This is a genomic window from Klenkia soli (assembly GCF_900103975.1).
In the GTDB taxonomy this organism is placed as follows: domain Bacteria; phylum Actinomycetota; class Actinomycetes; order Mycobacteriales; family Geodermatophilaceae; genus Klenkia; species Klenkia soli.
Window position 1 is genome coordinate 313743 of the sequence record NZ_FNIR01000005.1, and the last position, 22328, is coordinate 336070.

Here is a 22328-nt window from a genome sequence, read left to right on the forward strand (position 1 = left end):
GGGCCGGGTCAGGGCTGCCAGTTGCCGGTGGCGACGACGACGATGCCGGGGTCGGGCTCGCCGGCGACGTCGAAGAACCGCTCGGAGGGACCGCCGAGGATGTCGGGGAACTGCGCCTGCAGGGTGGCCGCGGCTGCCTGCTGCTGGACGTCGCCGGCGGTGTAGAAGACGGTGGTCACGGCGACGTCGCCGGTCGTGTAGGAGTCCTCGCCCCGGATCTCCCAGCCGCCTGCGGACAGCGCCGCGCCGATGGCCCCGGCCAGTCCGTTCACGGTGGTCGCGTTCAGCACCGTGACCGGCGCGAAGACCGGGCCGGTCGGCACGGCGGACGTCGGGGCCGGCGCCGAGGTGGCCGGCGCCTGGCTGCTGGAGGCCGGCGCGGCGGACGAGGTGGTGGCCGGCGCGCTGCTGGCCGACTCCTCGGTGCCGGGGCGCTGGAAGGACCACACCCCCAGCAGCACCAGGGCGATGACCACGGCCGCCACCAACCCGAGCACGAGGCCCCGGGATCCGCGCCGGCCCTCGTCGGGCAGCGGCGGGATGGGGGTGATGCCCTGCCGGCGTTCCTCGCGGCGCCGCACGACGTCGACCGCCTGCCGCTCGGCCCGGCTGGCGGCCCGGCCGCCGATGACCCCGGTCTCGCCGCTGCCCGGCTCGGTCGAGCGCTCGGGTGACCGCCGGCCCGCGGGGGCCGCCGCTCCTGGGCTGGTACCCGGGCCGGCCGTGGGACCCGGTGCGGGCGCGGCCGCCGGACCGGGCGGGGGCAGGCTGGGGAGCGGGGGCCGCTCGGGCACCGAGTGCGTGCGCGCACCGCGCCGGTCCCCCGTGGCGGGGACGCCCTCGGGGCGGTCGGCGGATCGGCGCTCGGGGCCGGTCCAGGGAGCCGGCTCGGGCGCGGTCTCGCGGGCGGTCTCGGTGCCCGGCGGCGGCGTCGGCGGGCCCAGCGAGGTCGCCCAGGCCGGCAGGCTGGAGGTCTCGGGCGCCCGGGCGGCCGGTGGGCGGCTGCCCGGCAGGGGGTCCACCGACGTGCGCGGGCCCTCGCCCCCGGCTGCCGGTGCCTGCTCGGCGGGGGGCGGCACCGGGGTGGGCAGGCCCCGCGTCGGCGGGGGCGGCGTGGGCTGTGCGCGGGTGGCCCGGTCGGCAGGGGGCGGGGGCGTACCGGGGCCGCGCACCGGCGGGGGTGCCCCGGGGCCGCGCGCGGGCGGCGGGGGCGGCGGGGTGGCCGGCCCACGGCTGACCGGCGGTGCGGTGTCCCGCGCCGGCGCCGCCCGCCGGGGGCCATCCGTCCGGGAGGCATCAGACCGGGGGATGTCAGACCGGGGGACGTCGGGCCGCGGGGCGGGAGCGGCCGGGATGCCGGTGACGTAGGTGCGCGGGCCGGCCTGGGCCGGTGGCCGGGAACCGGCGGGCTGGTCGGCACCGGGAGCCCCCGGGCCACGCCCGGACATGGGGTCCTCGCCCCGCGGCAGCTGGCCGTCGCGGCGGCGTTCGGCCCGGGTGCGCCGGCCCAGCGTCGTCAGCTCGTCGTCGTCGGGCCAGGCGCCGGTCGTGGGCTGCTCGTCGGGAGCCGAGGGCGGCTCACCGTCCGGTACTCCATGCCTCCCCACGGTGATCGAGCCTAGTGGGCGTCAGAGGTCGACGCCCAGGGTCCTGGCCGAGCGCTGCCGCTGCCGGGTCGCACGCATGCGGCGCAGCCGCCGGACCAGCAGCGGGTCGACGACCAGCGCCTCGGGGCGGTCGATGACGCTGTTCAGGACCTGGTAGTACCGGGTCGCCGAGAGCCCGAACTGCTCCTTGATCGCCGCCTCCTTGGCGCCGGCGTAGCGCCACCACTGCCGCTCGAAGGCCAGCACGTCGCGTTCACGGCGCGGCAGCCCCGAGGGGTCGGCGTCGCCCTGCGGCGTGGTCTCGACCGGCCCCCCGGGACGGGGGGCCGGCTCGACGGACCCGTCGGGGCGGGGGGCGTGGGCGGCGTCGCTGCTCATCGGGGGACGACCTTCCAGGTGGCGGGCGGGACGGGGGCGGCGTTCACAGGCCGGCCGGCGCGGGTTCGGGGAGGGCACGGCGGCTGGACCGGGTGGCCCGCAGGCTGTCGACGGTGAAGATCGCCAACGCGACCCAGACCACCACGAACCCGGCCAACCGGGCCGGCGGCATGGGTTCGCCGTTGACGAAGACGCCGATGGCCAGCTGCATCAGCGGGGTGACGTACTGCAGCAGCCCGACGGTGGACAGCGGGATGCGCCGCGTGGAAGCGGCGAACAGCAGCAGCGGGACGGCGGTGGCGATGCCCGAGCTGGCCAGCAGCAGGACGTGGCCGGCACCGGCCTCGCCCAGCGACCCGCCACCACGGGCCTGCAGCACGACGAGCACGACCAGCGCGGGGCCGACCAGCAGCAGGGTCTCGAGGAACAACCCCGGGGCGGCGTCGACGCGGACCAGCTTCTTCAGCAGCCCGTAGGTGGCGAAGGTGCCGGCCAGCAGGATCGCGATCCACGGCGGGCGGCCGTACTCGACGGTGAGGATGGCCACCGCGACCGCCGCGGTGCCGACGGCGACCCACTGCAGCCGCCGCAGCCGCTCGCCCAGGAAGCAGACCCCCAGCAGCACGCTGACCAGCGGGTTGATGAAGTAGCCCAGCGAGGTCTCGACGACGTGGCCGGCGTTGACCGCGATGACGAAGGTCAGCCAGTTGCCGGTGATCAGCACCGCGGCACCGGCCAGGATCAGCAGGGTGCGGCGATCGGCGGCCGCGCGGCGCACCGCCGCCCAGCCGCGCAGCACCGTGAGCAGCAGCGCGACGAACAGCAGCGACCACACGATGCGGTGCGCGACGATCTCGACCCCGCCGGCCGGCTCGAGCAGCGGGAAGTACAACGGGAACAGCCCCCACAGCCCGTAGGCCGCCAGGCCCGTGAGGACCCCGGTGCGCCGCTCGCTCATGACCCGAACACTAGGTCGGGGGTCCGACAGTCCCCGGGCGGACCGACCCGGGCATGGTGGGACCGCACACCGGCTCGACGAGAGGACCCCACCGCGTGGACGTGGCACCGCTGCTGGCCCTGGCCGTCGGCGCCGTGGGCGTGACCGCCCTGGCCCGCAGGCTCGGGTGGCAGGCCCCGCTGCTCCTGGTGCTGGTCGGGTTCGCCGCCAGCTTCGTGCCCGGGGTGCCGCAGTTCGCCATCGACGGCGACCTGCTGCTGGCCGTCGTCCTGCCGCCCCTGCTGTACTCCGCCGCGCTCGAGGTCTCCTACGCCGACCTCCGCGCCCTGCTCCGACCGATCGTGCAGCTGGGCGTGGGGCTGGTGGTGGTCACGGCCGTCGCGGTGGCCCTGGTGGCGCACGCCGTCGTCCCCGGGTTGAGCCTGCCGGCCGCGCTGGTGCTGGGTGCGGTCGTGGCGCCGCCCGACGCCGTCTCGGCGGCCGCCATCGGTCGGCAGCTGGGTCTCCCGCGGCCGGTGATGACCGTGCTGTCGGGCGAGAGCCTGATCAACGACGCCGCCTCGCTGACCTTCTACAAGGTCGCCCTGGCCGCGGTGTTCGGCGCCGGCGGGGTGCTGCTGGGGCTCGACGCCTCCGACGCCGCCGCCACGTTCGGGTTGGCCGTCACCGTCGGGGTCGCCCTCGGCCTGGCCATCGGCTGGGCGGTGCACCTCGTGCGGGTCCGCCTCGCCGACCCGGTGGTCACCTCCGTGCTGGGCGTCGTCGTCCCGTTCGGGGCCTACCTGCTGGCCGAGGAGCTGTCCGGCTCCGGGGTGCTCGCGGTGGTGGCCGCCGGTCTCTACCTCGGGCACCGCTCCCCCGAGGCCGGGTACGCCAGCCGCCTCCAGGAGCGCCCGCTGTGGTCGTCGCTGGACCTGCTGCTGCAGGCGGTCGTCTTCGCCCTCATCGGGCTGCAGCTGCGCTACGTCGCGGAGTCGGCCGAGGCCTCCGCCCGGTCGAACTGGGCGCTGGCCGGGGCGGGGCTGGCCGTGCTGGTGACGGCGGTCGTCGTCCGGCCGCTGTTCGTGTACCTGGTCGAGGCGCTGCGGCGCGTGCCCCGGCCCTGGCGGCGCCGACGGTCGCGGTCCCACCGGCCCAGCTGGCGGCAGCAGGCCGTCATCTCCTGGACCGGCATGCGGGGCGTGGTGACCCTGGCCGCGGCGGCCGCCGTCCCCGAGGACTTCCCCGACCGCGACGTGCTGCAGCTGCTGGCCTACGTGGTCACCATCGGCACGCTGCTGGTGCAGGGCCTCAGCCTCCCCTGGCTGATCCGCGTGCTGGGTGTCACCGACCCCGACCAGGCCCGTCGCGACGCCGCCGCCGAGGTGCACCTGGCCGAGCGGGCCACCGCGGCGGCGCTGGAACGGGTCGCCGAGCTCGAGCAGGAGCTGGCCGAACGGGTGGGTGCCGAGCGGGCGCACGCGGTGGCCGAGCGGATCCGCGGGCCGCTGCTGGCCCGGGCCCGGTCCATGTCGGCCTCGATGCGCGCCGAGGAGAGCGAGGAGACCGACCGGGACCGCAAGCGCGCCCGCACCTTCCACCGCGTGCGGCAGGAGATCATCCAGGTGCAGCGCCGGGTGCTGATGGAGGAGCGCGACAAGGGCCACCTGGCCGACGAGGTGATGCGCGCCGTGCTCCAGGAGCTGGACTACGAGGAGGCCGCGACCGCCAACTCGTGGGTCGGCCGGCTCTGAGTCACGCCAGCGCCAGGACCACCCCGACGACGGTGCCCACGAGCAGCAGCCCGACGACGGCCAGCGCCTTCCCCGCGGTGCCGGTCCGCCCGGTGGCCGGTGCATCGGGGCGGGTGGGCATGCCCCACACCCCGGCGGCGGCCCGGGGCACCACGTAGCGCCCCTGCTCCTGCCCGGCCCACACGGCCCGCCCCACCACGTCGAGGACCGCGGGCCCGGCCTTGCGCAGGCCGTTGGCGTCGACCGTGACCCCCGCGACGTCGTCCCGCAGCACCAGCTGCACCGCGCGGCCGGTCGCGGTCGAGGTGACCGAGATCAGCCGGGTCAGGTCGATGCCCTGCCGGCCCAGCAGGCCGGTGCCCTCGAGCACCCACCCGTCGGAGCGCACCGAGTAGACGGTGTCCTGCAGCAGCGTGGTCAGCGCCACCAGGCAGGCGATCGCCGGCAGGAACCACAGCAGGACCTGCAACCTGCCGCCGCCGTTCCGCGCGACCTCGTAGCCCCCGAAGGTCGACAGGCCCACCAGCGCTGCGCCCAGCAGGACCACCGCGGTGGTCCGGGCGCCGGCCGGGACGCGCTGCGGCGGGCCGAGGGGGGCGACGAGGCCGGGCGGCGGCGGGTACGGGTTCTGCGGGTGCACCGGGGCATCGTGCCAGCCCCGGGAGCGATCAGTCCTCGTCGACGGCGGTGAGCAGCTCCAGCACCTCGTCCACCGACGACGCCGCCCGCAGCCGGGCGGCCCGCTCGGGGTCGACCAGGACGTCGGCCAGCGCGGCCAGGACCGGCAGGTGGCCCTCGCCGACCGCGGCGATGCCGATGACGACCTGGGCCGTGCCGTTGCCCCAGTCGACGCCGTCGGGGTACCGGACGACGGTCAGCGCATCGGCCAGCACCGCCTCCTTGCCGGAGTTCGTGCCGTGCGGGATGGCCACGCCCTCGCCCATGTAGGTCGAGACCGACTCCTCGCGCTCGAGCATGCTGGCCACGTACGCCGGGGTCACGGCGCCGGCGGCGACCAGCAGGTCGCCGGCCTGCCGCACGGCCTCGGTGCGGTCGGCGGCCCGGCCGTCCAGCCGGATCCGGCTGGGGTGCAGCAGGGCGTCGAGCTCGGCCACCGGGTCAGCCGTCGATGGTCGTGCCGCCGTGGATGGCCGCCACGACGCCGTCGACCGCGGGGTCGCCGATGAAGTCGGTGAACGCCACGACCGGCCGGTCGCCGGCGTGCGCGCGGGTGCGGTCGGCCAGCTTGGTGTGGGTGAGCACCAGGTCGGCGTCGGCCGGGATGGCGTCGATCGGGCTGTGCTCGATGGTCACGCCGTTGTCCCGCAGCCGCTTCTTCAGCTGGTTGGCCATGAGCACGCTGCTGCCCATGCCCGCGTCGCACGCGATGACGAGCTTGCGGACCTGGGCGCCTTCGATGCTGGGCACGGTGGAGCTCCTGGGGACGTCGGGACGAGGACCGGCTCAGCTTCCCACCTCGACGGCGGGACCGGGGGGTCAGACCCGCTGCACCCGGGGCCCGGCCTCGGCCAGCTCGGCGGCCGTGCGCTCGTCGAGGCCGGTGTCGGTGATCAGCAGGTCGACCGCGTCGAGCTCGGCGAACCGGGCGAAGTGGTCCCGGCCGACCTTGGTGTGGTCGGCCAGCAGCACCACCCGCCGGGCCGCGGCGACCATGGCGGTCTTCACCGCCGCCTCGGCGGGGTCGGGGGTGGTGAGGCCGCGCTCGACCGACACCCCGTTGGTGGCCAGCAGCGCGAGGTCCACGTAGATGCCCGACAGGGCCGACATCGCCCACGGGTCGACCGAGGCCAGCGTGCGGCTGCGCACCCGGCCGCCCAGCAGCAGGACGGTGAGGTTCGGGAAGGCGGCCAGCCGGCCGGCCAGCGACAGCGCGTTGGTCACCACGGTGAGCTCGCGGTCGGTGGGCATCAGGTCGCCCAGCCGCGCAGTGGTGGTGCCGGCGTCGATCAGCACCGCCCCCTCCTCGGGGAGCTCGGCGATCGCGGCCTTGGCGATGCGCTCCTTCTCGGCGGTCAGCACCACGTCGCGCGCGGCCACCGGCGGCTCGAAGCCCAGCCGCTCGACCGGGATGGCCCCGCCGTGCACGCGCCGCAGGACGCCGACCCGCTCGAGGGCGGTGAGGTCCTTGCGGATCGTCTCGGGGGCGACGTCCAGCTCGACGGCCAGCTCACCGACGTCGACCCGGCCGATGGCCCGGGCCGCCCGCAGGATGTGCTCCTGGCGTTCCTCCGCGTACACGCGCTCCCCCTGCTCGACCGGCTCCAGGCGTGCATACGGGCCCGAACGGGCCCCGTCAAGGCGGATCGGCGCTTCCGCAGGTGGCGGACAGCCGACCGTCAGCCGCCTATGGTCAGGGGTGCCATGGCCCACCGACGCCCCAACCCGGTGCAGTGGACCTGGTACGCCCTCGGCGGCGGACTCCCGCCGGCGTTCAAGGACTGGGTGCTGGCCGACACCACCGGGCCCGGCTGGGCACGCCGGCACCTGCTCCGCGCCGTGGTCCAGCTGACCCCGGTGCTGGTGGCCGTGCTGCTCGTCGTCCCCGTGCCGCTGGCCTACCGGGTCTCGGCCTGCGGCGGCGGGGTGCTGCTCGGGCTGCTGTTCTCCGCGGCCTACATGACCGAGACCAGCGAGCACCGGGCGGTGAAGGCCGGCTGGCCGCCGGGCACGACGCGACGGATCCGCGAGGCCCGCGCCGAGCGCCGCGCGGTGGAGCGCGGCGCCCGCTACCGCCAGGACGGCGCCGGCTCCTACGACTGAGCGGGCGCAGCCCGTACGGCCCGACCGCAGGGTCCCGCGGCGCGCGGAGCGCGCTGCGGGGGGCGGTCGGGTCCTTCCTCATTCGACGCGGAAGCCGATCTTGACGGTGACCTGGAAGTACTCGACGGCGCCGTCGGTGACGTGGCCGCGGACCTCCTGGGTCTGGAACCACTCGATGTTGCGCACCGTCTCGGACGCCTTGGACACCGCCGCCCGGATGGCGTCGTCGACGCTGGTCGTGCTGCTGCCGACGACCTCGGTCAGCCGGTACACGTGGTCGCTCATGCTGGTCTCCCCTGGCCCGGACCCGGGCCGACCCCGGGACACCGACCGACCCTCACACGGCGCCCGGGGTTCCGCAGGCCGACGGGTGGAGCCCCGTGTCCGGATTGAACGGACGACCTTCCGCTTACAAGGCGGGTGCTCTACCACTGAGCTAACGGGGCGCAGGTGCCGCGAGCACGTTACCCGGGGCCGTGCACGAACTCGGCCGGGTTGCGGCTCACCGGGCTGTCGTCGGCCAGCCACCGGGCGAACCCCGCGGGGTCCCGTCGTTCGAGCTCGTCGAGGGTGTCCTGCCGCCGGGTGGCCACCGCCTGACGGGTCGCGGCCGCGAGCGGTCCGCCCAGCGCCGACGAGGTGCGCAGCCACTCCCGGCCGAGCAGGTCGGTGGACAGCGTCGTCACCGGCGGGAGCACGGGAGCCGCCGCACTGCTCGCGGCGCGCCGCCGCCACGCCCGCACGGCCACGGCCCCCACACCCGCGCCGCCGACCACGGCCAGCCCGACCGACACCACGGCCCACCCGGCCAGGGCGGTCGCCGCGACGACGGCGAGCACCGCGATGGCGACCACGGAGAGGACGGCGGCGGGGCGCTCGGGCACAGGCACCCCTTCGGCGCGGGTCGGGACGGGCAGCGGGGGTTCGCAGCAACCCGGGGGTCCGGATTGGCCGGCGCCGCACCGGCGGACCCCGCCGTCCAGACACCTCACAGGCCACGTGCAGCCACCACCTACGCGGGGCGCCGATGGTGGTCCCTGCGAGCGGAGAAGCCCTCGCGTCGTGGGGAGGAACCACAGTGACCGAGCAGCACCGTCCGGGCGACGAGAACGGACAGCACGTCAACCGCTACCCGGGCGCGCCGGCGCAGCCGCACTTCCCGGCCATGGGCCCCCAGCAGCCGGCCGCCCCCCGGTACCCGACCGCGCCCCAGGCCGTTCCACCCCACCAGGGGTGGACCGGCCAGCACGTCCAGCAGCCGGTGTTCGACGTCCCGGCCGGTGGTCCCTTCGGCGGCACGCAGCACGGCGGTGGCCTGCCCCCGCTGTTCACCCCCGGTGGTCCGACCGGCACCCTGCCCCCGGCCGCGCCCCGACGCACGGGTCGCTGGCGGATCGCGGTGGCCGGGCTGGCCGCCGGCGCCCTCATCGGCGGCGGCGCCGGGGCCGGCGTGGTGACCCTGCTGGGCAACCCGTCCAGCTCGAGCACGTCGGCCACCGCCGCGCAGAACGTCGTCATCACCGACCCGCAGAACGCCACGTCGGCCACGGCCGCCGCGGCCAAGGCGGAGCCCAGCGTGGTCACCGTCTACGTCGCCGACGGGTCGGGCTCCGGGTCGGGGTCCGGCGTCGTCCTCACCGACGACGGCTACGTGCTCACCAACAACCACGTGGTCACCCTCGACAGCAGCACCACCTCGGCGACGGTCCAGGTGACGACGTCGGACGGCAAGCTCTACGACGCGACCGTGGTCGGCACCGACCCGACCTCCGACCTGGCCGTGATCAAGCTCAGCGACGCGTCGGGCCTCACCCCGGCCACCTTCGCCGACTCGACCAAGGTGCAGGTGGGTGACCAGGCCGTGGCCATCGGCGCACCGCTGGGGCTGTCCAACACCGTCACCACCGGCATCGTCAGCGCGCTGGACCGCGCCGTGGCCACCGGCTCGGACACCAACACCACCGTCATCGACGCCATCCAGACCGACGCTGCCATCAACCCCGGCAATTCCGGCGGGGCCCTGGTGAACGCCGCCGGCGAGGTCATCGGCATCAACTCGGCGATCGCCACGGTGGCCAGCGGCCAGAGCTCGCAGGAGTCGCAGAGCGGCAACATCGGGGTGGGCTTCGCGATCCCCTCGGACACCGCGCAGCGGGTCGCCCAGCAGATCATCCAGACCGGCAGCGCGACCCACGCGCTGCTCGGGGTGAGCGCGCAGACCGCCTCGCAGAGCGGCTCCGAGGTCGGCGAGGGCGCCCAGGTCGCCCAGGTCGCCGCCGACGGGCCGGCGGCGGAGGCCGGCCTGCAGGTCGGCGATGTGATCACCGCGGTCGGCGACCGCGAGATCACCACGTCCACCGAGCTCACCGCCGCGGTGCGCAGCGCCTCCCCGGGGGACGAGGTCTCGCTGACCGTCCGCCGCGGGAGCAGCACCAGCACCGTCGACGTCACCCTGGGCACCGCCTCCAGCTGACGGACGACGACGAGGGACGGCCGGCCCCCCGGTGATCAGGTGACCTGATCACCGGGGGGCCGACTGCACGAACGGTGGCGCGGTCGGCGCACCGTTCGTGAGGACGGCGGCCCCGCGGAGCCGATCCCTACGCTGGACTCCGTGGCCGCACCCCTCCCGCTGACCGGCGCCCTGGACGACCCGGCCCGGGCCAGCGACCTGGCGAAGATGAAGCGCCTGGCCACCGGGCTGTTCGTGGCCGCCGCGCTGGTCTTCCTGGCCTGCGTCCTGCTCGGCGGCGACCGCACCTGGGTCGGCTACGTCCGGGCCACCGCCGAGGCCTCGATGGTGGGTGCGCTGGCCGACTGGTTCGCCGTCACCGCGCTCTTCCGGCACCCGTTGCGGCTGCCGATCCCGCACACCGCGATCATCCCGCGCAAGAAGGACCAGATCGGCGAGAGCCTCGGCGTCTTCGTGCAGGAGAACTTCCTGACCCCGGCGGTGGTCGACGAGCGGCTCGCCGCCTACGACGTCCCGGGCCGGATCGGCGAGTTCCTCGGTGCGCCCGGGCGGGCCGAGCGGCTGGCCGCGGACGCCGGGACCGCCGTCCGGGCGTTGTTCGACCTGCTCGACGACGACGTGGTGCAGGAGGCGGTGGGGTCGCTGGTCGACCGGAAGGCGCGCGAGACGCCGGCCGCGCCCGTCCTGGCCCGGGTGATCGAGGCCGTCGTCGACGGCGACAAGCACCAGGACGTCCTGTCGGCCGGGCTCACCGGGCTGGCCGGGTTCCTGCGCGACAACCGGTCGCTGTTCCGCGCGCAGCTCTCCGACGCCTCGCCGGTCTGGGTGCCCGACTGGGTCGACGACCGGGTCTTCGTGCGGGCCTTCGACGGCGTGCAGCGCTTCCTGGCCGAGGTCGGTGCCGACCCGCAGCACGAGCTGCGACGCTCCTACGACGCACGGCTGCGGGCCTACGTGCAGGCGCTGCGCACCGATCCGGCGACCGCGGCGAAGGTCGAGGAGTTCAAGGCCGACCTGCTGGACCACCCCGCCGTCCGCACCTGGTCGGCCGGCCTGTGGGGCACCGCCAAGACCGCGCTGCTGACCGCCGCCGACGACCCCGACTCCGTGCTGCGGGCCCGGGTCGCCGACGTCGTCCGGCGGGGCGCCCGCCTGCTGCGCGAGGACGAGACGGTCCGCACGAAGGTGCAGGAGCAGACCCGGCGGGCCGCGCGGTGGGCCGTGCAGCGCTTCAGCGGGGACGCCGCGGAGCTGGTCAGCACCACGGTCGCCCGCTGGGACACCGAGGAGACCAGCCGCCGCATCGAGCTGCAGGTCGGCCGCGACCTGCAGTGGATCCGGGTCAACGGCACCGTCGTCGGCGGCCTGGCCGGCCTGGTCATCTACTCGATCGCGCAGCTCCTGGGCTGACGCGGCACGTCACCAGTCCTCGGGCGGGGCCACCGCCTCGACGAGCACCCGTCCCGAGGCGTCGCGGACCCGCGCGCGGAACCCGCCCCGCACCGCCCCGGAGACCACGACCCACCCGGGGGTCCCGGTGAGGGCGCGGCTGGTCGTGACGCCGTCCTGCTCGACCTCCACCGTGGCCGCCGCCGCGCCGGCCTCGCCCCAGAGCGCGATCAGCTCGAGCCCCCCGGCTGACCCGCCGACGACGCCGCCGAGGTCCGCGTGGTCGGCCGCGACCTCCAGCCCGGTCAGGGTCGGGGCGGACCAGCCGCCCGCCCCACCGCTCGGGCCGGTCTCCCAGGCGTCGCCGACCCGCTCGAACAGCTGGACGTCGACCTCGGTCCAGGGCTCGTCGGAGTCATCGGCGTCCTGCAGGTCCTCCGGGGGCCAGCGGCGCACGTGCAGCACCGCCGCCGAGTCCGGCCCGGTCCACCAGGCCACCGGCACGGACTCGCCGTCCTGCAGCGCCGCGGGTGGCTCGGGCAGGCCGTGCTCGAGCACCCACCGGCTCCACTCCTCGCTCAGGGCCTCGGCGAAGCTCCCCGGCCTCATCCGAGGGTGAACCCGGACCACTCGAAGCCGGGCGAGACCACGCAGCTCACCAGCACCTCGTCGGCTACCGGCTCGGCCCGCTGCCGCACCCCGGCCGGGACGAGGCACTGCGGCTCCTCCGGGCCCAGGACGACGGCGGCGTCCCCCACGTGCAGGCGCAGGAGCCCGGGGCCGTGCCAGAGCCACAGCTCGTCGGCGTCCACGGTGTGCCACGCCGAGGACTCCCCCGCCGCCAGCAGGAACAGGATCGCGGTGGCCTGCGGACGCCCGCCGTCCCCGGCCGGCCCGGTCCAGGTGCGCCGGAACCAGCCGCCCTCGGGGTGGGCGGCCAGCTCCAGCCGGATGGCGGTGGCCGGCCGGGACGTCACCGGCGGCGGGCGGCGGCCGCTGCGTAGAGGGCGATGCTCGCGGCGACGCTGACGTTGAGCGACTCGGTGTCCTTGGTCATCGGGATGCGGAGGACGACGTCGCAGCGCTCGCGCACCAACCGGGACAGCCCGGTGCCCTCGTTGCCCACGACCAGGGCCAGCGGGTCGGCGAACCCGGTGAACTCGTGCAGGTCCATGTCGGCCTCGTCCCCGGCCAGGCCGACGGTGGTCAGACCGGCGTCCTGGTAGGAGGCCAGGGCACGGGCCAGGTTGACCGCGCGGGCCACCCGGACCCGGGCCGCGGCACCGGCGGAGGTGCGCCAGGCCGAGGCGGTCATGCCGACCGCCCGCCGCTGCGGCACGACCACGCCGTGCGCGTCGAACGCCGCGGCGGACCGGACGACGGCACCCAGGTTGCGCGGGTCGGTGATGCCGTCCAGCGCCACCACCAGCGGCGGCCGGTTGCCGTTGCGGGCGATGTCGACCAGGTCGTCGGGGTGCGCGTAGTCGTAGGGCGGCACCATCAGGCCGATGCCCTGGTGCAGGGCACCGTCGCTCATGCGGTCGAACTCGGCGCGCCCGACCTCGAGCAGCGGCAGCCCGCGGTCGGCGGCCAGCTGCACGGACTCGGCGATGCGCTCGTCGGTGCCGCCGCGGCTGGTGTCGCCGGTGACCACGTAGAGCGCAGTCGCCGGGATCCGCGCGCGCAGCGCCTCGACCACGGGGTTGCGACCCAGCAGCAGCTCGGGCTGCTCCTCGTTGCGCTTGGTCACCCGGGCCCGGTTGTCCCGCCGCGCCGCGGCCTGCTTCGCCGCCTTGTACGCCGGGTGGTAGGGCCGGTCCTCGGCCTTCGGGGTGGCTCCGCGGCCGGCCAGGGACCGGCGGTTCTTGCCGCCCGTGCCGCTGGTCGCCGTCTTCTTCCCGGCGCCGGCCGATCGGCCGCGTCGCTGGCTGTTGCCCGCCATCAGCGGGTCACCTCTTCCTGTGGCTCATCGTGCTGCTGCCGTGCGGTTCACCGGGAGAGCTCCCAGCGCGGACCGGACGGGGTGTCCTCGACGACGACGCCGAGGGTGGTCAACTGGTCGCGGATGGCGTCGGCCGCCGCGTAGTCCTTGCGGGCCCGGGCGGCCGCGCGCTGGTCGAGGGCCAACCGCACCAGGCCGTCGGTGACCTCGGTCAGCCGGTCGTCGGCACCGCCGTCGGCCCAGTGCGGGTCCAGCGGGTCGAGCCCGAGGACGCCGAGCATCGACCGGACGGCGCCGAGCTCGCGGCGCACGGCCTCGTCGTCGCCGTCGGCCAGGGCGGTGTTGCCGGCCCGGGCGTGCTCGTGGGCGACGGCGATCGCGGCCGGGGTGCCGAGGTCGTCGTCGAGGGCCTCGACGAACGCCGCCGGCAGCGACCCGACCTCGACCGACCCGACCCGCTCGACCGACCGGCGGACGAAGGACTCCAGCCGGCGGTAGGCCTGCCCGGCCTCGGCCAGCGCCGCGTCGGTGAACTCGATCGTGGACCGGTAGTGCGGGGCGACCAGGTAGTAGCGCAGCTCGACCGGGCGCACCCGGGTGACGACGTCGTCGACGAGGGCGGTGTTGCCCATCGACTTGCTCATCTTCTCCCCGCCCAGGGTGACCCAGCCGTTGTGCAGCCAGTACCGGGTGAACGGGTCGCCGGCGGCGCGGGACTGCGCCTGCTCGTTCTCGTGGTGCGGGAAGCGCAGGTCCAGCCCACCGCCGTGCAGGTCGAACTCCGCGCCCAGGTACTTGTGCGCCATGGCCGAGCACTCCAGGTGCCAGCCCGGCCGGCCGCGTCCCCACGGGGTGTCCCAGGAGGCGGTGGCCGGGTCGGTGGGCTTGTGCGCCTTCCAGAGGGCGAAGTCGCGGGGGTCGCGCTTGAGGTCGTCGGTGTCGGAGTCGGCCGCCGGCTGCAGGTCGGCCAGCTTCTGCCCGGTCAGCTCGCCGTAGGCCGGCCAGGACCGGACGTCGAAGTACACGTCGCCGCCGGCGGCGTAGGCGTGCCCGCGCTCGACCAGCCGGGCGATCATCGCGATCATCTCGGGCACGTGCCCGGTGGCCCGCGGCTCGTAGGTGGGGGGCAGCGTGCCGAGCACCTCGTAGGCGCGGGTGCAGGCCAGCTCGTTGCGGTAGGCCCAGTCCCACCACTGGACGCCGTTGGCCTCGGCCTTGGCCAGGATCTTGTCGTCGACGTCGGTGACGTTGCGGACGAAGGTGACGTCGAGCCCGGCGTGGGTGAGCCAGCGGCGCAGCACGTCGAAGGCCAGCGCCGCCCGCACGTGCCCGATGTGCGGCGGGCCCTGCACGGTCAGCCCGCACACGTACATCGACACCTCGCCGGCACGCAGGGGCGTGAAGTCGCGCACGGCGTGCGCGGCCGTGTCGTACAGGCGGAGGCTCACTGCCCGGAGTGTACGGACCCCACCCGACCTCCCGGTCCGCGCGACCGACGCTCCTGGGTAACGTGAGCGGGATGCCCCCGACCGGCGCCCCCGCGCCCTCCCGCGGCCCCGCGCGGGCCACCGGCCTGCTCGGCCTGGTCGTGGAGAACCCCGCGGGCATCACCGACCTCCGCCTGCAGGGGCGCCCGCTGCCCGCGCACGGCGTCGACACGCTGTCCGGCGTGGGCACCGTGCAGGTGCGCGTGCTCGGCCGCGGGCTGGCCGGTGCGCTCGGCCTGCACCCCGGCGAGCACTGGCGGTCCCTGGCCGTCGACGGCCTGGTGCTGCACGACGCGCACTGCCCGCTGCTGCCGGCCTCGTCGGTCCGCGAGGCCGTGCAGCTGCTGGCCGCCGCCGGGCCGCGCGCCGTGGTGGTCGGCGTCCGGCCGGTCACCGACACGGTCAAGGAGGTCGTCGACGGCGCCGTCGTGGGCACCGTCGACCGCGACGCCCTCCGCGCGCTGGCCTCGCCGGTCGTGGTCGGCGCCGGCCTGCTCGACGTCCTGGCCGCAGCGCTCCCCGAGGCCGGTCAGCTGGCCGACCTGACCGCGGTGCTCGAGGCGCTCGAGGGGGCGGGCACGGTGGTGCCCTTCGAGGTGCCCTCCGCCGGGCGACGCCTGACCGACGCCGACGACGTCGTCCTCATGGAGTGCCTGCACGGCCTGCGCGGCCGCCTCCGCGAGCGCTGAGGAACGACAGGGGCTCAGCGGCCGCGGAGCAGGGTGCCCAGCTCGTCGAGCAGCTTGCCGGGCTGGCGCAGCAGGGCACCGGGCAGCTCGCGGGCGAACCGCAGGGGGTCGCGGCGCGCCCGACGGACCATGCGCACCGGCTTGCTGGTGACCCGGTGCTCGAGGTCGTGCAGGTAGCCGGTCAGCATCGACCGGGGCACGACCTCGACGACGTGCCCGCACGCGGTGCAGGTGGTGGTGGCCAGCAGCCGGCCCACGTGCCGCAGCTCGTGCTCGGCGGTGCGGCCGCAGGCCGTGCAGGTCAGGTCGGCGTACTCCGGCTCCTCCACGTCAGCTCCCCCCTGCTGCCCCGGGCCCGAGCCGCCGCACGTCGAACGACGACCGGGCCAGCAGCGCCTCGGCGAGGAAGAGGTCCTCGGCGTAGGTGATCTTGATGTTGGTCGAGCTGCCCGGCACGTTGCAGATGCGCACCTGCGGGGCGAAGCGCTCGATGCTGGCCGCGGTGTCGGAGCCCTCGAACCCGGCCTCGGCGGCCGCGCGGTAGGCGCCGACCAGCTCGCGGGCGGTGAAGCCCTGCGGGGTCTGCACGCCGACGGCCTCCCCCGCCCGGACGGCGAGCCCGTCGCGGTGCAGCAACCCGGGCTGCCGGCGGCCGGGGACCGCCCCGCCGTGCCGCCGTGCGGCATCGGCGACGTCGCGGAACAGACGGGGGCCGCTCAGCGGGCGGGCGGCATCGTGGATCAGCACGACGTCCACCTCCCCCTGCTCGATCGACGGCAGCAGCTCCTGCACCGCGCTCCACTCCGACGCGTGCCGGCTGGCCCCGCCGACCACCACCCGGACGTCGCGGCCGGGGGCCTCGCGGGCCAGGACGGCCTGCGCGGCCTCGACCTCGTCGGCGCGGACGACCAGCACCACGGGGCCGATGCCGGGGTCGTGCGCGGTGGCGTCGAGGGTCCAGACGAAGACCCGCCGGCCGGCCAGCGGCAGGAACACCTTGTTCGTGCGGTGCCCCGTCCGCGAACCCGTACCCGCCGCGAGCAGCACGAGGGCTGCCCGCGGCGGGGTCGGCTGGCCGGTCACCCGACCAGCCTAGGACGGTCAGGCCGGGACGCCGCCCAGCGCCGCCACCAGGTCGGCCTCGCCCGGCGCGGTGCCGGCCGGGGTCGAGTCCTGCAGCTTGCGCAGCGCCACGATGACCGAGTCCGGCGCCAGCTCGACGTCGTCGTAGGTCAGGTACTCACCGGCCGGGACGTCGCGGACCAGCCGCGCGCCGGCGATGACGCCCAGCGGCACCCGGTTGCCCGCGGCGAAGTCGCCGGCGTCCTCGATCAGGCCGTGCACGTGCGCACCGCCCACGCCCTCGAGCACGCTGCCCGCGGCCAGGTCGGCCTTGGTCACCGCGCCGACCTCGGCGGTCCAGAACTCCGACGTCAGGCTGGCCCGCCGGTCGACGACCATCTCGGCCACGGTGAGCGGGGCCTCGACGCTGGCCAGGTGGTACGGCCGGTAAAGCGCGAAGTACGGGCCCGCGCCCATCTTCAGGTAGGACAGCTCGTGGTTGACGTAGGGGTCGTCGGTGCGGACGACGACGAAGACGCCGGGCGCCACCGGGCCGGTGCAGTAGTCGACGACGCCGGCCTTCTCCAGCACCCCGCCGTCCTCGACGAGGGCGAAGGTGTCCTGCAGGGTCGGCACGGTCGACGCCGGGCCGTGCATGCCGCGGGTCGAGACGCCCAGGCCGGTGGTGTTGGCCAGCGCAGCCATCTCGATCATGGCCTTGGAGCCGTCGACGAAGCTGCACAGCATCTTCGGGTTCATGCCCTTGGCCTTCGCCTCCTCGGTCAGCGAGGCCGGGGTGGCGGTCGGGTCCAGCGCGTTGTTCTTGCCCTTGCCGGCCATGACCACCTCCATCGAGAGGTCGCGGGCGTAGTCGACGAGGATCTTGCACTCGACCGGCTCGTCGCCGCGGCAGATGGAGTAGATCGCACCCGTCGACTGCGCCAGGTCGTGCAGCAGGCGGCCGATGGTCACGTCGGACTCGACGTTCAGGGTGGCGATGTCCTTGCCGGCGAGCAGGCACCGGACGGCGACCTGGGCGCCGATCTCGGGCACGCCGGTGGCCTCGACGACGACGTCGACGGGCAGGTCGGTGAGCAGCGAGAGGTCGTCGAGGGCCACGGCGCCCCCGCTCTCGACCACCCGGACGACCTCGTCGAGGTCCCGGCTGATCACCGGCTGCTGCCCGGTGCCGACCAGGGCCTCGGAGGCGCGCTCGGCGACGACGTCCACGACGGCGGAGACGTGCACACCGGTCATGCGGTGGGCCTGGGCGGCGAACCCGCGGCCCATCTGGCCGGCACCGACGAGCGCGATGCGGACCGGGCGGCCGCGCTCGGCGGCCAGGGCGGCGAGCCGGGAGCTGTAGCTCATGAGGGGTCCTCGGGGGTGGCGACCGGGCCGGCCGGTCGCAGGATGCGGAAGGTGTCGCCCGGCTGGGGCAGCACGAGGCTGCCGACGGGCAGGTTGCAGTCGCCGGGCATGTCGGCCTCGGTCGAGCCGTTGGCCTTGAAGTCGATGTGGCCCAGGTTCACCAGGTTGGCCTCGACGACGGAGCCGACGGCGAGCACGGGGATGCGGGTGCTCCCGAGCTCGACGACGTCACCGGGGCGCGGGCCGGCGCTGGCCACCGTCGCCTCGTGGATCGCGGAGAACTCGTGCAGCTCGGCCGGGGAGTCGGCGCCGAAGAGGACCAGGATGCCGTGGTCCCCGACGAACATGCCGACCTGCTCCCCGACCGCGGTGACGGTGGAGGAGTAGAGGACCTCCTCCTCCACCGTCACCTCGGGCGCGGTCACTTCTCGACCACGTCCGCGACGCCGACGCCGGAGACGAAGATGTCCTCCTTGATGAAGGAGGCCAGCGGGCCCGACGGCGACGTCGCGTGGACGTCGACGGTCATGACCTTCTTCATCGGGTAGACGCCGACCCGGGCGGTGCCGCCGCAGTCGATGACGGCCACGGCGATCTTGTCGAACGGGGCGGAGCTCTTGAAGCCGTCGAACGCCTGGCCCCCGGTCAGCTCGGCGATCCGGGCGGCCACCGGGTGGATGCCACCGCCGGTGACGCTGTAGACCAGCGGCCGCTCGTCGGTCGGGGTGATGGTGAGGGGGCCTCCCCAGCCGCCCCGGCCCTTGCTGATGGTGACGGACTTGTACTCGGGCATCTCGTGCTCCTCTGGTGCAGTCGTGTGCGGTGGTGCGGGGTGGGTCAGTTGGACGAGTACAGGCCGAAGCTGGCGAAGTACGCGATGACGACGGCGATGGGTCCGGTGACCAGGCGGCTGAACAGCACCGCCGGGACGCCGGCCTCGACGGTCTCCGGCTCGGCCTCGCCGAGGGCCAGGCCGACGGGGATGAAGTCGCAGCCGACCTGCGGGTTGATGGCGAACAGGGCCGGCAGGGCGTACTGCGGCGGGATGTCGCCCTGCCCGATGCGGGTGCCCAGCAGCACGCCGACGACCTGCGCGATGACCGCGCCGGGGCCGAGCACCGGCGACAGCACGGGGATCGCGCAGAAGATGCAGATGGCCAGCAGCCCGATCAGGCTCGACGCCAGGGGGGCGACGAAGTTCGCCAGCAGGTTGCCCAGGCCGGTGTAGTTGACGATGCCGACGATCACCGACACGAAGGCCATGAACGGGATGATGTTGCGGATGACCGTGTCGATCGTGTCGCGGCCAGCCTGGTAGAGCACGCCGACGACGCCGCCGACGGCCTTGCCCACGCGCACCAGCACGCTGCTGGCCTTGTTCGCTGCCCCGACGCCCTTGCTCGGCTTGCGGGTCTCGGTGGTGGCGCTCATGCCACGACTCCTTCGTTGCGGGTGTTGCGGGCCAGCAGGCGGGCGGTGATGAGCTCGGTGACGACGCCGCGGATGAGGATCACGACGAGGCCGACGAGCAGGAAGCGGACGGCGAGGTCGCCGAGGCCGAAGCCGAGGGTGGTGATGCCGGCGGCGATGCCGTAGTAGACGAAGAGCTCACCGGGGTTGGCGTGCGGGAACAGGCCCAGGATCGGGTGCACGAAGGACACCGAGGAGTCGTAGAAGGCCGGCTTGTACTTCTCGGGCAGGAAGCGGCCCATCGTGTAGCACATCGGGTTGGTCAGGAAGAAGACCGAGAGCACCGGGAGGAGCAGGTACCGCACGGGGTACCACTGGATCCCGGGGCGGGCGGCCATCTCGCCGAACCGCTCGATCCGCTCGACGCCGATCGCCCGGACCAGGGCGTTGACGGCGGTGAGCAGGACGATGAGCAGCGGGATGATGCCGACGAGCAGGCCGACGAAGTTCGTGGCACCGGCCTGGAACAGGCCGATGAACCACTCGGCGGCATGGGCGAGGACACCGAAGAAGCCGGTGGGGTCCTCTCCCTGGGGTGCGTCTGCTGCCAGAACGAGCATGGCGGGCGTCCCTCCTGGGGAGCGTGGGTGAGGTGGTCGCGGGCACGGCTGAGGGACCGTTCCCGGTGCTGCGGTGGGTCGGTCGTGCGGTGGAGCGGGGCGGCGTCCCGGCGGGTCTCGCCGGGGGGCGGCCTAGGTCGTCCCGGCGCTGACCGGGGGCCCGGCGGGGCTCGTGGCACCGGGTCCGTCGGCCAGGGCGGTCCGGAGCATCCCGGCCGCCTCCCGAGCGGCGATCCGCTCGGAGTTCGTGAGGCCCTCGAGGGGCCGGTCGCCGGCCACCACGGCCAGCCGCACGCCCACCAGGGCGGGCAGCGGCGCGGGGCGGGCGAAGGTGGTGAAGCCGCGGAGGGAGAAGGCGCCCGTGACCCGCTTGTCGGCGACCGCGAGGGCGACGAACGCCTTGCCGCCGCGGTAGCGACGGCCCCCGCTGCCGACGGCGGTGGCGCCCAGCGGGCGGATCCGCCGCAACTCCTGCGCCCAGGCGGTCGTCTGCTTGGCCGTCAGCCACAGCTGAACGACGGTGCCGAGCACCACGGGGACCAACAGCAGCCACCAGCTCATCGGGGGGCCTCGCTCTCGTCGATGTCGGGGTCGGTCTCGCGGCCCAGCGCGAGGACGGCGCGGGCCAGGCTCTCGTCGCAGACGAGGACGTCGATCAGCCGGCCGCGCAGCGCACCCAGCACACCGGCGGCCTTGACCCGGCCGCAGGCCACGCCGACGACGGTCGGGATGGCGGCCAGGTCGGCCAGGGTGACCGCGAGCACGCGCTCGTGGACGGCGCCCATGACCGGCTCGCCCTGGGCGTCGAAGTAGCGGGCCGCGATGTCGCCGACCGGCTCGGCCTTGCGCAGCTGGGCGGCCTCCTCGGCGTCGAGGGCCAGCGCGGTGAGCACCGAGGCCGACGAGCCGTGGGACGGCGTGCCGATGCCGACGAAGGCGATGTCGGCGCGGCGGGCCTCGGCGAGCGCCTGCTCCACCGAGGCCTCCTCGGCGAGGGCGTCGCGGGCGCTGGCCGTCGTCAGCGTGGCCGGGGCGTGCAGGTAGCGGTAGGTGGCACCCAGCCGGGAGGCGAGCTCCCGGACCAGCTCGTGCCCGGAGACCTCGTTGTCCACCGCCGACAACCCGCCCACGAGCTGGACCAGCCGCACCGCGTAGTCGTGCTCGGCGGTGGTGTGCCACACCATCGACTGCAGGGCGCTCCCCCAGGACAGCGCGACGGTCATGCCGTCGCGGAGCTCGCTGAGGAGGAACCGGCCGGCCTGGGTGCCGACCTGCTCGTCGGCGTGGCCGACGGCGGTGCGCTGGGCGACCCGCACCGAACGGAGGCCGAACCGGTCGCGGAGCGCGTCCTCGAGCTGGCGCTCGCGGCCGGCCGGGTCGTTGACCCGGATCTCGACCACACCCTGCTCGACGGCGGAGGCGAGCATGCGCGAGACGTTGCTGCGGCTGGTGCCCAACCGCTGCGCGACCTCGGCCTGGGAGAGGTTCTCCAGGTAGTACAGCCGGGCAGCGGCGACGAGCGCCTCGACCTCTCGGGGAGCGGGCATCGTCACCTCCGTTCACGTTGGGCGCACCGTTGTGCGCGACGAAGAGTGGCATGTGACTGCTGTCACCGACAAGTAGGGCGTGCACTTTTTCCCGTTTTTCTTGCACATCGGTGCACACGGCGCCGGGACCACGCAGGGCGGGTGGCCCACCCGGCGGGGTGGGCCACCCGCCCTGCGGCGGTCCTGCGGCCGCTCAGGGCCGCCGGAGGTGCGTCAGCTGCCGGCCTTGGCGATGGCGAGCCAGGTGTCGACGACGGTGTCGGGGTTCAGCGACATCGACTCGATGCCCTGCTCCACCAGCCACTGCGCGAGGTCGGGGTGGTCGGAGGGACCCTGACCGCAGATGCCCACGTACTTCCCGCGGGCCAGGCACGCGCTGATGGCCATCTCCAGCACCTTGAGCACGGCGGGGTTGCGCTCGTCGAACGTCGCCGCCACCAGCGAGGAGTCCCGGTCCAGACCCAGCACCAGCTGCGTCATGTCGTTCGAGCCGATCGAGAACCCGTCCACGTGGTCTAGGAACTCATCAGCCAGCAGCGCGTTGGAGGGCAGCTCGCACATCATCACCACCGACAGGTCGTTGTCCCCCCGCACCAACCCGTGGGAGGCCAGCAGCTCCACCACGCCCTCGATCTCGGCCACCGTCCGCACGAACGGGATCATGATCTTGACGTTCGTCAGACCCATCTCGTCCCGCACGTGCTTCAACGCCGCGCACTCCATCGCGAAGCACTCCGCGAAGTCCGCCGACAAGTACCGGGACGCCCCCCGGTAGCCCAGCATCGGGTTCTCCTCGTGCGGCTCGTAGGCCTCCCCACCCAGCAGGTTGGCGTACTCGTTGGACTTGAAGTCACTCATCCGCACGATCACCGGCTCCGGGG

The 22328-nt window shown here is 74.9% G+C and carries 28 protein-coding genes and 1 tRNA gene; 5 read left to right on the forward strand and 24 right to left on the reverse strand.

The features are described 5' to 3' along the window. Positions 1–8: 8 nt before the first annotated feature. From BLS67_RS10075 to rarD, 3 genes are read right to left on the reverse strand one after another with little or no spacing between them, the layout of a single operon-like run. Complete coding sequence (locus BLS67_RS10075) at positions 9–1607, reverse strand: LytR C-terminal domain-containing protein (protein ID WP_091244083.1); 1599 nt, start codon at positions 1605–1607, stop codon at positions 9–11. A gap of 21 nt (positions 1608–1628) precedes the next feature. Beyond that, on the reverse strand, positions 1629–1985 hold the full coding sequence (locus BLS67_RS10080; RefSeq protein ID WP_091244086.1) for a DUF3263 domain-containing protein: 357 nt from the start codon (positions 1983–1985) through the stop codon (positions 1629–1631). 43 nt (positions 1986–2028) lie between these two features. Beyond that, positions 2029–2943, reverse strand: coding sequence for an EamA family transporter RarD (gene rarD / locus BLS67_RS10085; RefSeq protein ID WP_091244089.1), 915 nt, complete (start codon positions 2941–2943; stop codon positions 2029–2031). A 95-nt stretch (positions 2944–3038) separates the two neighbouring features. Between rarD and BLS67_RS10090 the strand changes: the two genes are divergently transcribed. Further along, positions 3039–4676 carry a Na+/H+ antiporter gene (locus tag BLS67_RS10090; protein WP_091244092.1) on the forward strand — a complete coding sequence of 546 codons (1638 nt, stop codon included), beginning with the start codon at positions 3039–3041 and terminating at the stop codon, positions 4674–4676. Position 4677: 1 nt separating this feature from the next. On the opposite strand, the gene BLS67_RS10095 is transcribed toward BLS67_RS10090, so the two are convergent. The 4 genes from BLS67_RS10095 to BLS67_RS10110 form a co-directional block, all read right to left on the reverse strand. Then, positions 4678–5316 carry a hypothetical protein gene (locus tag BLS67_RS10095; RefSeq protein WP_091244095.1) on the reverse strand — a complete coding sequence of 213 codons (639 nt, stop codon included), beginning with the start codon at positions 5314–5316 and terminating at the stop codon, positions 4678–4680. Between the two features lie 28 nt (positions 5317–5344). Then, positions 5345–5791 (reverse strand): PTS mannitol transporter subunit IIA, encoded by a 447-nt coding sequence (locus BLS67_RS10100; RefSeq protein ID WP_091244098.1) that lies wholly within the window; start codon positions 5789–5791, stop codon positions 5345–5347. A 4-nt stretch (positions 5792–5795) separates the two neighbouring features. After that, the gene (locus tag BLS67_RS10105; RefSeq protein ID WP_091244102.1) at positions 5796–6104 is read right to left on the reverse strand and encodes a PTS lactose transporter subunit IIB; all 309 of its coding nucleotides are present in this window, start codon (positions 6102–6104) and stop codon (positions 5796–5798) included. 69 nt (positions 6105–6173) lie between these two features. Then, positions 6174–6935, reverse strand: a complete 762-nt coding sequence (locus BLS67_RS10110) for a DeoR/GlpR family DNA-binding transcription regulator (RefSeq protein WP_091244105.1) — start codon at positions 6933–6935, stop codon at positions 6174–6176. A 123-nt stretch (positions 6936–7058) separates the two neighbouring features. Between BLS67_RS10110 and BLS67_RS10115 the strand changes: the two genes are divergently transcribed. Continuing rightward, positions 7059–7457, forward strand: a complete 399-nt coding sequence (locus tag BLS67_RS10115; protein WP_091244108.1) for a DUF5313 family protein — start codon at positions 7059–7061, stop codon at positions 7455–7457. A 78-nt stretch (positions 7458–7535) separates the two neighbouring features. Here BLS67_RS10115 and BLS67_RS10120 read toward each other — a convergent pair whose 3' ends face one another. The 3 genes from BLS67_RS10120 to BLS67_RS10130 all read right to left on the reverse strand — a co-directional run bounded on the left by BLS67_RS10120 (position 7536) and on the right by BLS67_RS10130 (position 8341). Further along, positions 7536–7742 (reverse strand): dodecin, encoded by a 207-nt coding sequence (locus BLS67_RS10120; protein ID WP_091244111.1) that lies wholly within the window; start codon positions 7740–7742, stop codon positions 7536–7538. Between the two features lie 86 nt (positions 7743–7828). Then, positions 7829–7903 (reverse strand) — tRNA-Thr (locus tag BLS67_RS10125). An 18-nt stretch (positions 7904–7921) separates the two neighbouring features. Continuing rightward, positions 7922–8341 (reverse strand): hypothetical protein, encoded by a 420-nt coding sequence (locus tag BLS67_RS10130; RefSeq protein WP_091244115.1) that lies wholly within the window; start codon positions 8339–8341, stop codon positions 7922–7924. A gap of 194 nt (positions 8342–8535) precedes the next feature. On the opposite strand from BLS67_RS10130, the gene BLS67_RS10135 reads away from it, so the two are divergent. Both BLS67_RS10135 and BLS67_RS10140 read left to right on the forward strand, forming a co-directional pair. Then, positions 8536–9930 (forward strand): trypsin-like peptidase domain-containing protein, encoded by a 1395-nt coding sequence (locus BLS67_RS10135; RefSeq protein WP_242653965.1) that lies wholly within the window; start codon positions 8536–8538, stop codon positions 9928–9930. 141 nt (positions 9931–10071) lie between these two features. Further along, the gene (locus BLS67_RS10140; RefSeq protein ID WP_242653966.1) at positions 10072–11340 is read left to right on the forward strand and encodes a DUF445 domain-containing protein; all 1269 of its coding nucleotides are present in this window, start codon (positions 10072–10074) and stop codon (positions 11338–11340) included. 9 nt (positions 11341–11349) lie between these two features. On the opposite strand, the gene BLS67_RS10145 is transcribed toward BLS67_RS10140, so the two are convergent. Genes BLS67_RS10145 through cysS form a run of 4 tightly spaced genes read right to left on the reverse strand, consistent with a single transcriptional unit; the run spans position 11350 to position 14709 of the window. Beyond that, positions 11350–11928, reverse strand: coding sequence for a hypothetical protein (locus BLS67_RS10145; RefSeq protein ID WP_131801715.1), 579 nt, complete (start codon positions 11926–11928; stop codon positions 11350–11352). Next, entirely contained in the window at positions 11925–12296 is a 372-nt protein-coding gene (locus BLS67_RS10150) for a cupin domain-containing protein (protein ID WP_091244125.1), read from the reverse strand. The genes BLS67_RS10145 and BLS67_RS10150 overlap by 4 nt, the downstream gene beginning before the upstream one ends. After that, positions 12293–13261: a 23S rRNA (guanosine(2251)-2'-O)-methyltransferase RlmB gene (rlmB, locus tag BLS67_RS10155; RefSeq protein WP_091244128.1), complete on the reverse strand. Its 969-nt coding sequence runs from the start codon at positions 13259–13261 to the stop codon at positions 12293–12295. Before rlmB ends, BLS67_RS10150 begins: the two co-directional genes overlap by 4 nt. A gap of 47 nt (positions 13262–13308) precedes the next feature. Further along, a complete protein-coding gene (gene cysS, locus BLS67_RS10160; protein ID WP_091244130.1) occupies positions 13309–14709 on the reverse strand; it encodes a cysteine--tRNA ligase in 1401 nt (466 codons plus the stop codon). 71 nt (positions 14710–14780) lie between these two features. Here cysS and BLS67_RS10165 point away from each other — a divergent pair, with 71 nt between their 5' ends. Continuing rightward, complete coding sequence (locus BLS67_RS10165) at positions 14781–15437, forward strand: 2-C-methyl-D-erythritol 4-phosphate cytidylyltransferase (RefSeq protein ID WP_091244133.1); 657 nt, start codon at positions 14781–14783, stop codon at positions 15435–15437. Positions 15438–15451: 14 nt separating this feature from the next. On the opposite strand, the gene BLS67_RS10170 is transcribed toward BLS67_RS10165, so the two are convergent. The 10 genes from BLS67_RS10170 to BLS67_RS10215 all read right to left on the reverse strand — a co-directional run. Further along, positions 15452–15766: a hypothetical protein gene (locus tag BLS67_RS10170; protein WP_091244137.1), complete on the reverse strand. Its 315-nt coding sequence runs from the start codon at positions 15764–15766 to the stop codon at positions 15452–15454. Between the two features lies 1 nt (position 15767). Further along, positions 15768–16520, reverse strand: a complete 753-nt coding sequence (locus tag BLS67_RS10175) for an IspD/TarI family cytidylyltransferase (RefSeq protein WP_091244140.1) — start codon at positions 16518–16520, stop codon at positions 15768–15770. A gap of 18 nt (positions 16521–16538) precedes the next feature. Next, positions 16539–17870 (reverse strand): NAD(P)H-dependent oxidoreductase, encoded by a 1332-nt coding sequence (locus BLS67_RS10180; protein WP_109504736.1) that lies wholly within the window; start codon positions 17868–17870, stop codon positions 16539–16541. Then, positions 17867–18295, reverse strand: a complete 429-nt coding sequence (locus BLS67_RS10185; RefSeq protein WP_091244143.1) for a PTS glucitol/sorbitol transporter subunit IIA — start codon at positions 18293–18295, stop codon at positions 17867–17869. The genes BLS67_RS10180 and BLS67_RS10185 overlap by 4 nt, the downstream gene beginning before the upstream one ends. Further along, on the reverse strand, positions 18292–18663 hold the full coding sequence (locus BLS67_RS10190) for a PTS glucitol/sorbitol transporter subunit IIB (RefSeq protein ID WP_091244146.1): 372 nt from the start codon (positions 18661–18663) through the stop codon (positions 18292–18294). Before BLS67_RS10190 ends, BLS67_RS10185 begins: the two co-directional genes overlap by 4 nt. 44 nt (positions 18664–18707) lie before the next feature. Then, entirely contained in the window at positions 18708–19301 is a 594-nt protein-coding gene (locus BLS67_RS10195; RefSeq protein ID WP_091244149.1) for a PTS glucitol/sorbitol transporter subunit IIB, read from the reverse strand. Further along, positions 19298–19900, reverse strand: a complete 603-nt coding sequence (gene srlA, locus BLS67_RS10200; protein WP_091244153.1) for a PTS glucitol/sorbitol transporter subunit IIC — start codon at positions 19898–19900, stop codon at positions 19298–19300. Before srlA ends, BLS67_RS10195 begins: the two co-directional genes overlap by 4 nt. Before the next feature lie 132 nt (positions 19901–20032). Next, entirely contained in the window at positions 20033–20461 is a 429-nt protein-coding gene (locus BLS67_RS23770) for a transcriptional regulator GutM (protein WP_091244156.1), read from the reverse strand. Further along, the gene (locus BLS67_RS10210) at positions 20458–21447 is read right to left on the reverse strand and encodes a sugar-binding transcriptional regulator (protein WP_091244159.1); all 990 of its coding nucleotides are present in this window, start codon (positions 21445–21447) and stop codon (positions 20458–20460) included. The genes BLS67_RS23770 and BLS67_RS10210 overlap by 4 nt, the downstream gene beginning before the upstream one ends. A 213-nt stretch (positions 21448–21660) precedes the next feature. Beyond that, positions 21661–22328 (reverse strand): putative PEP-binding protein (locus BLS67_RS10215; protein WP_341350143.1); only part of this gene is annotated, 668 nt, incomplete at its 5' end.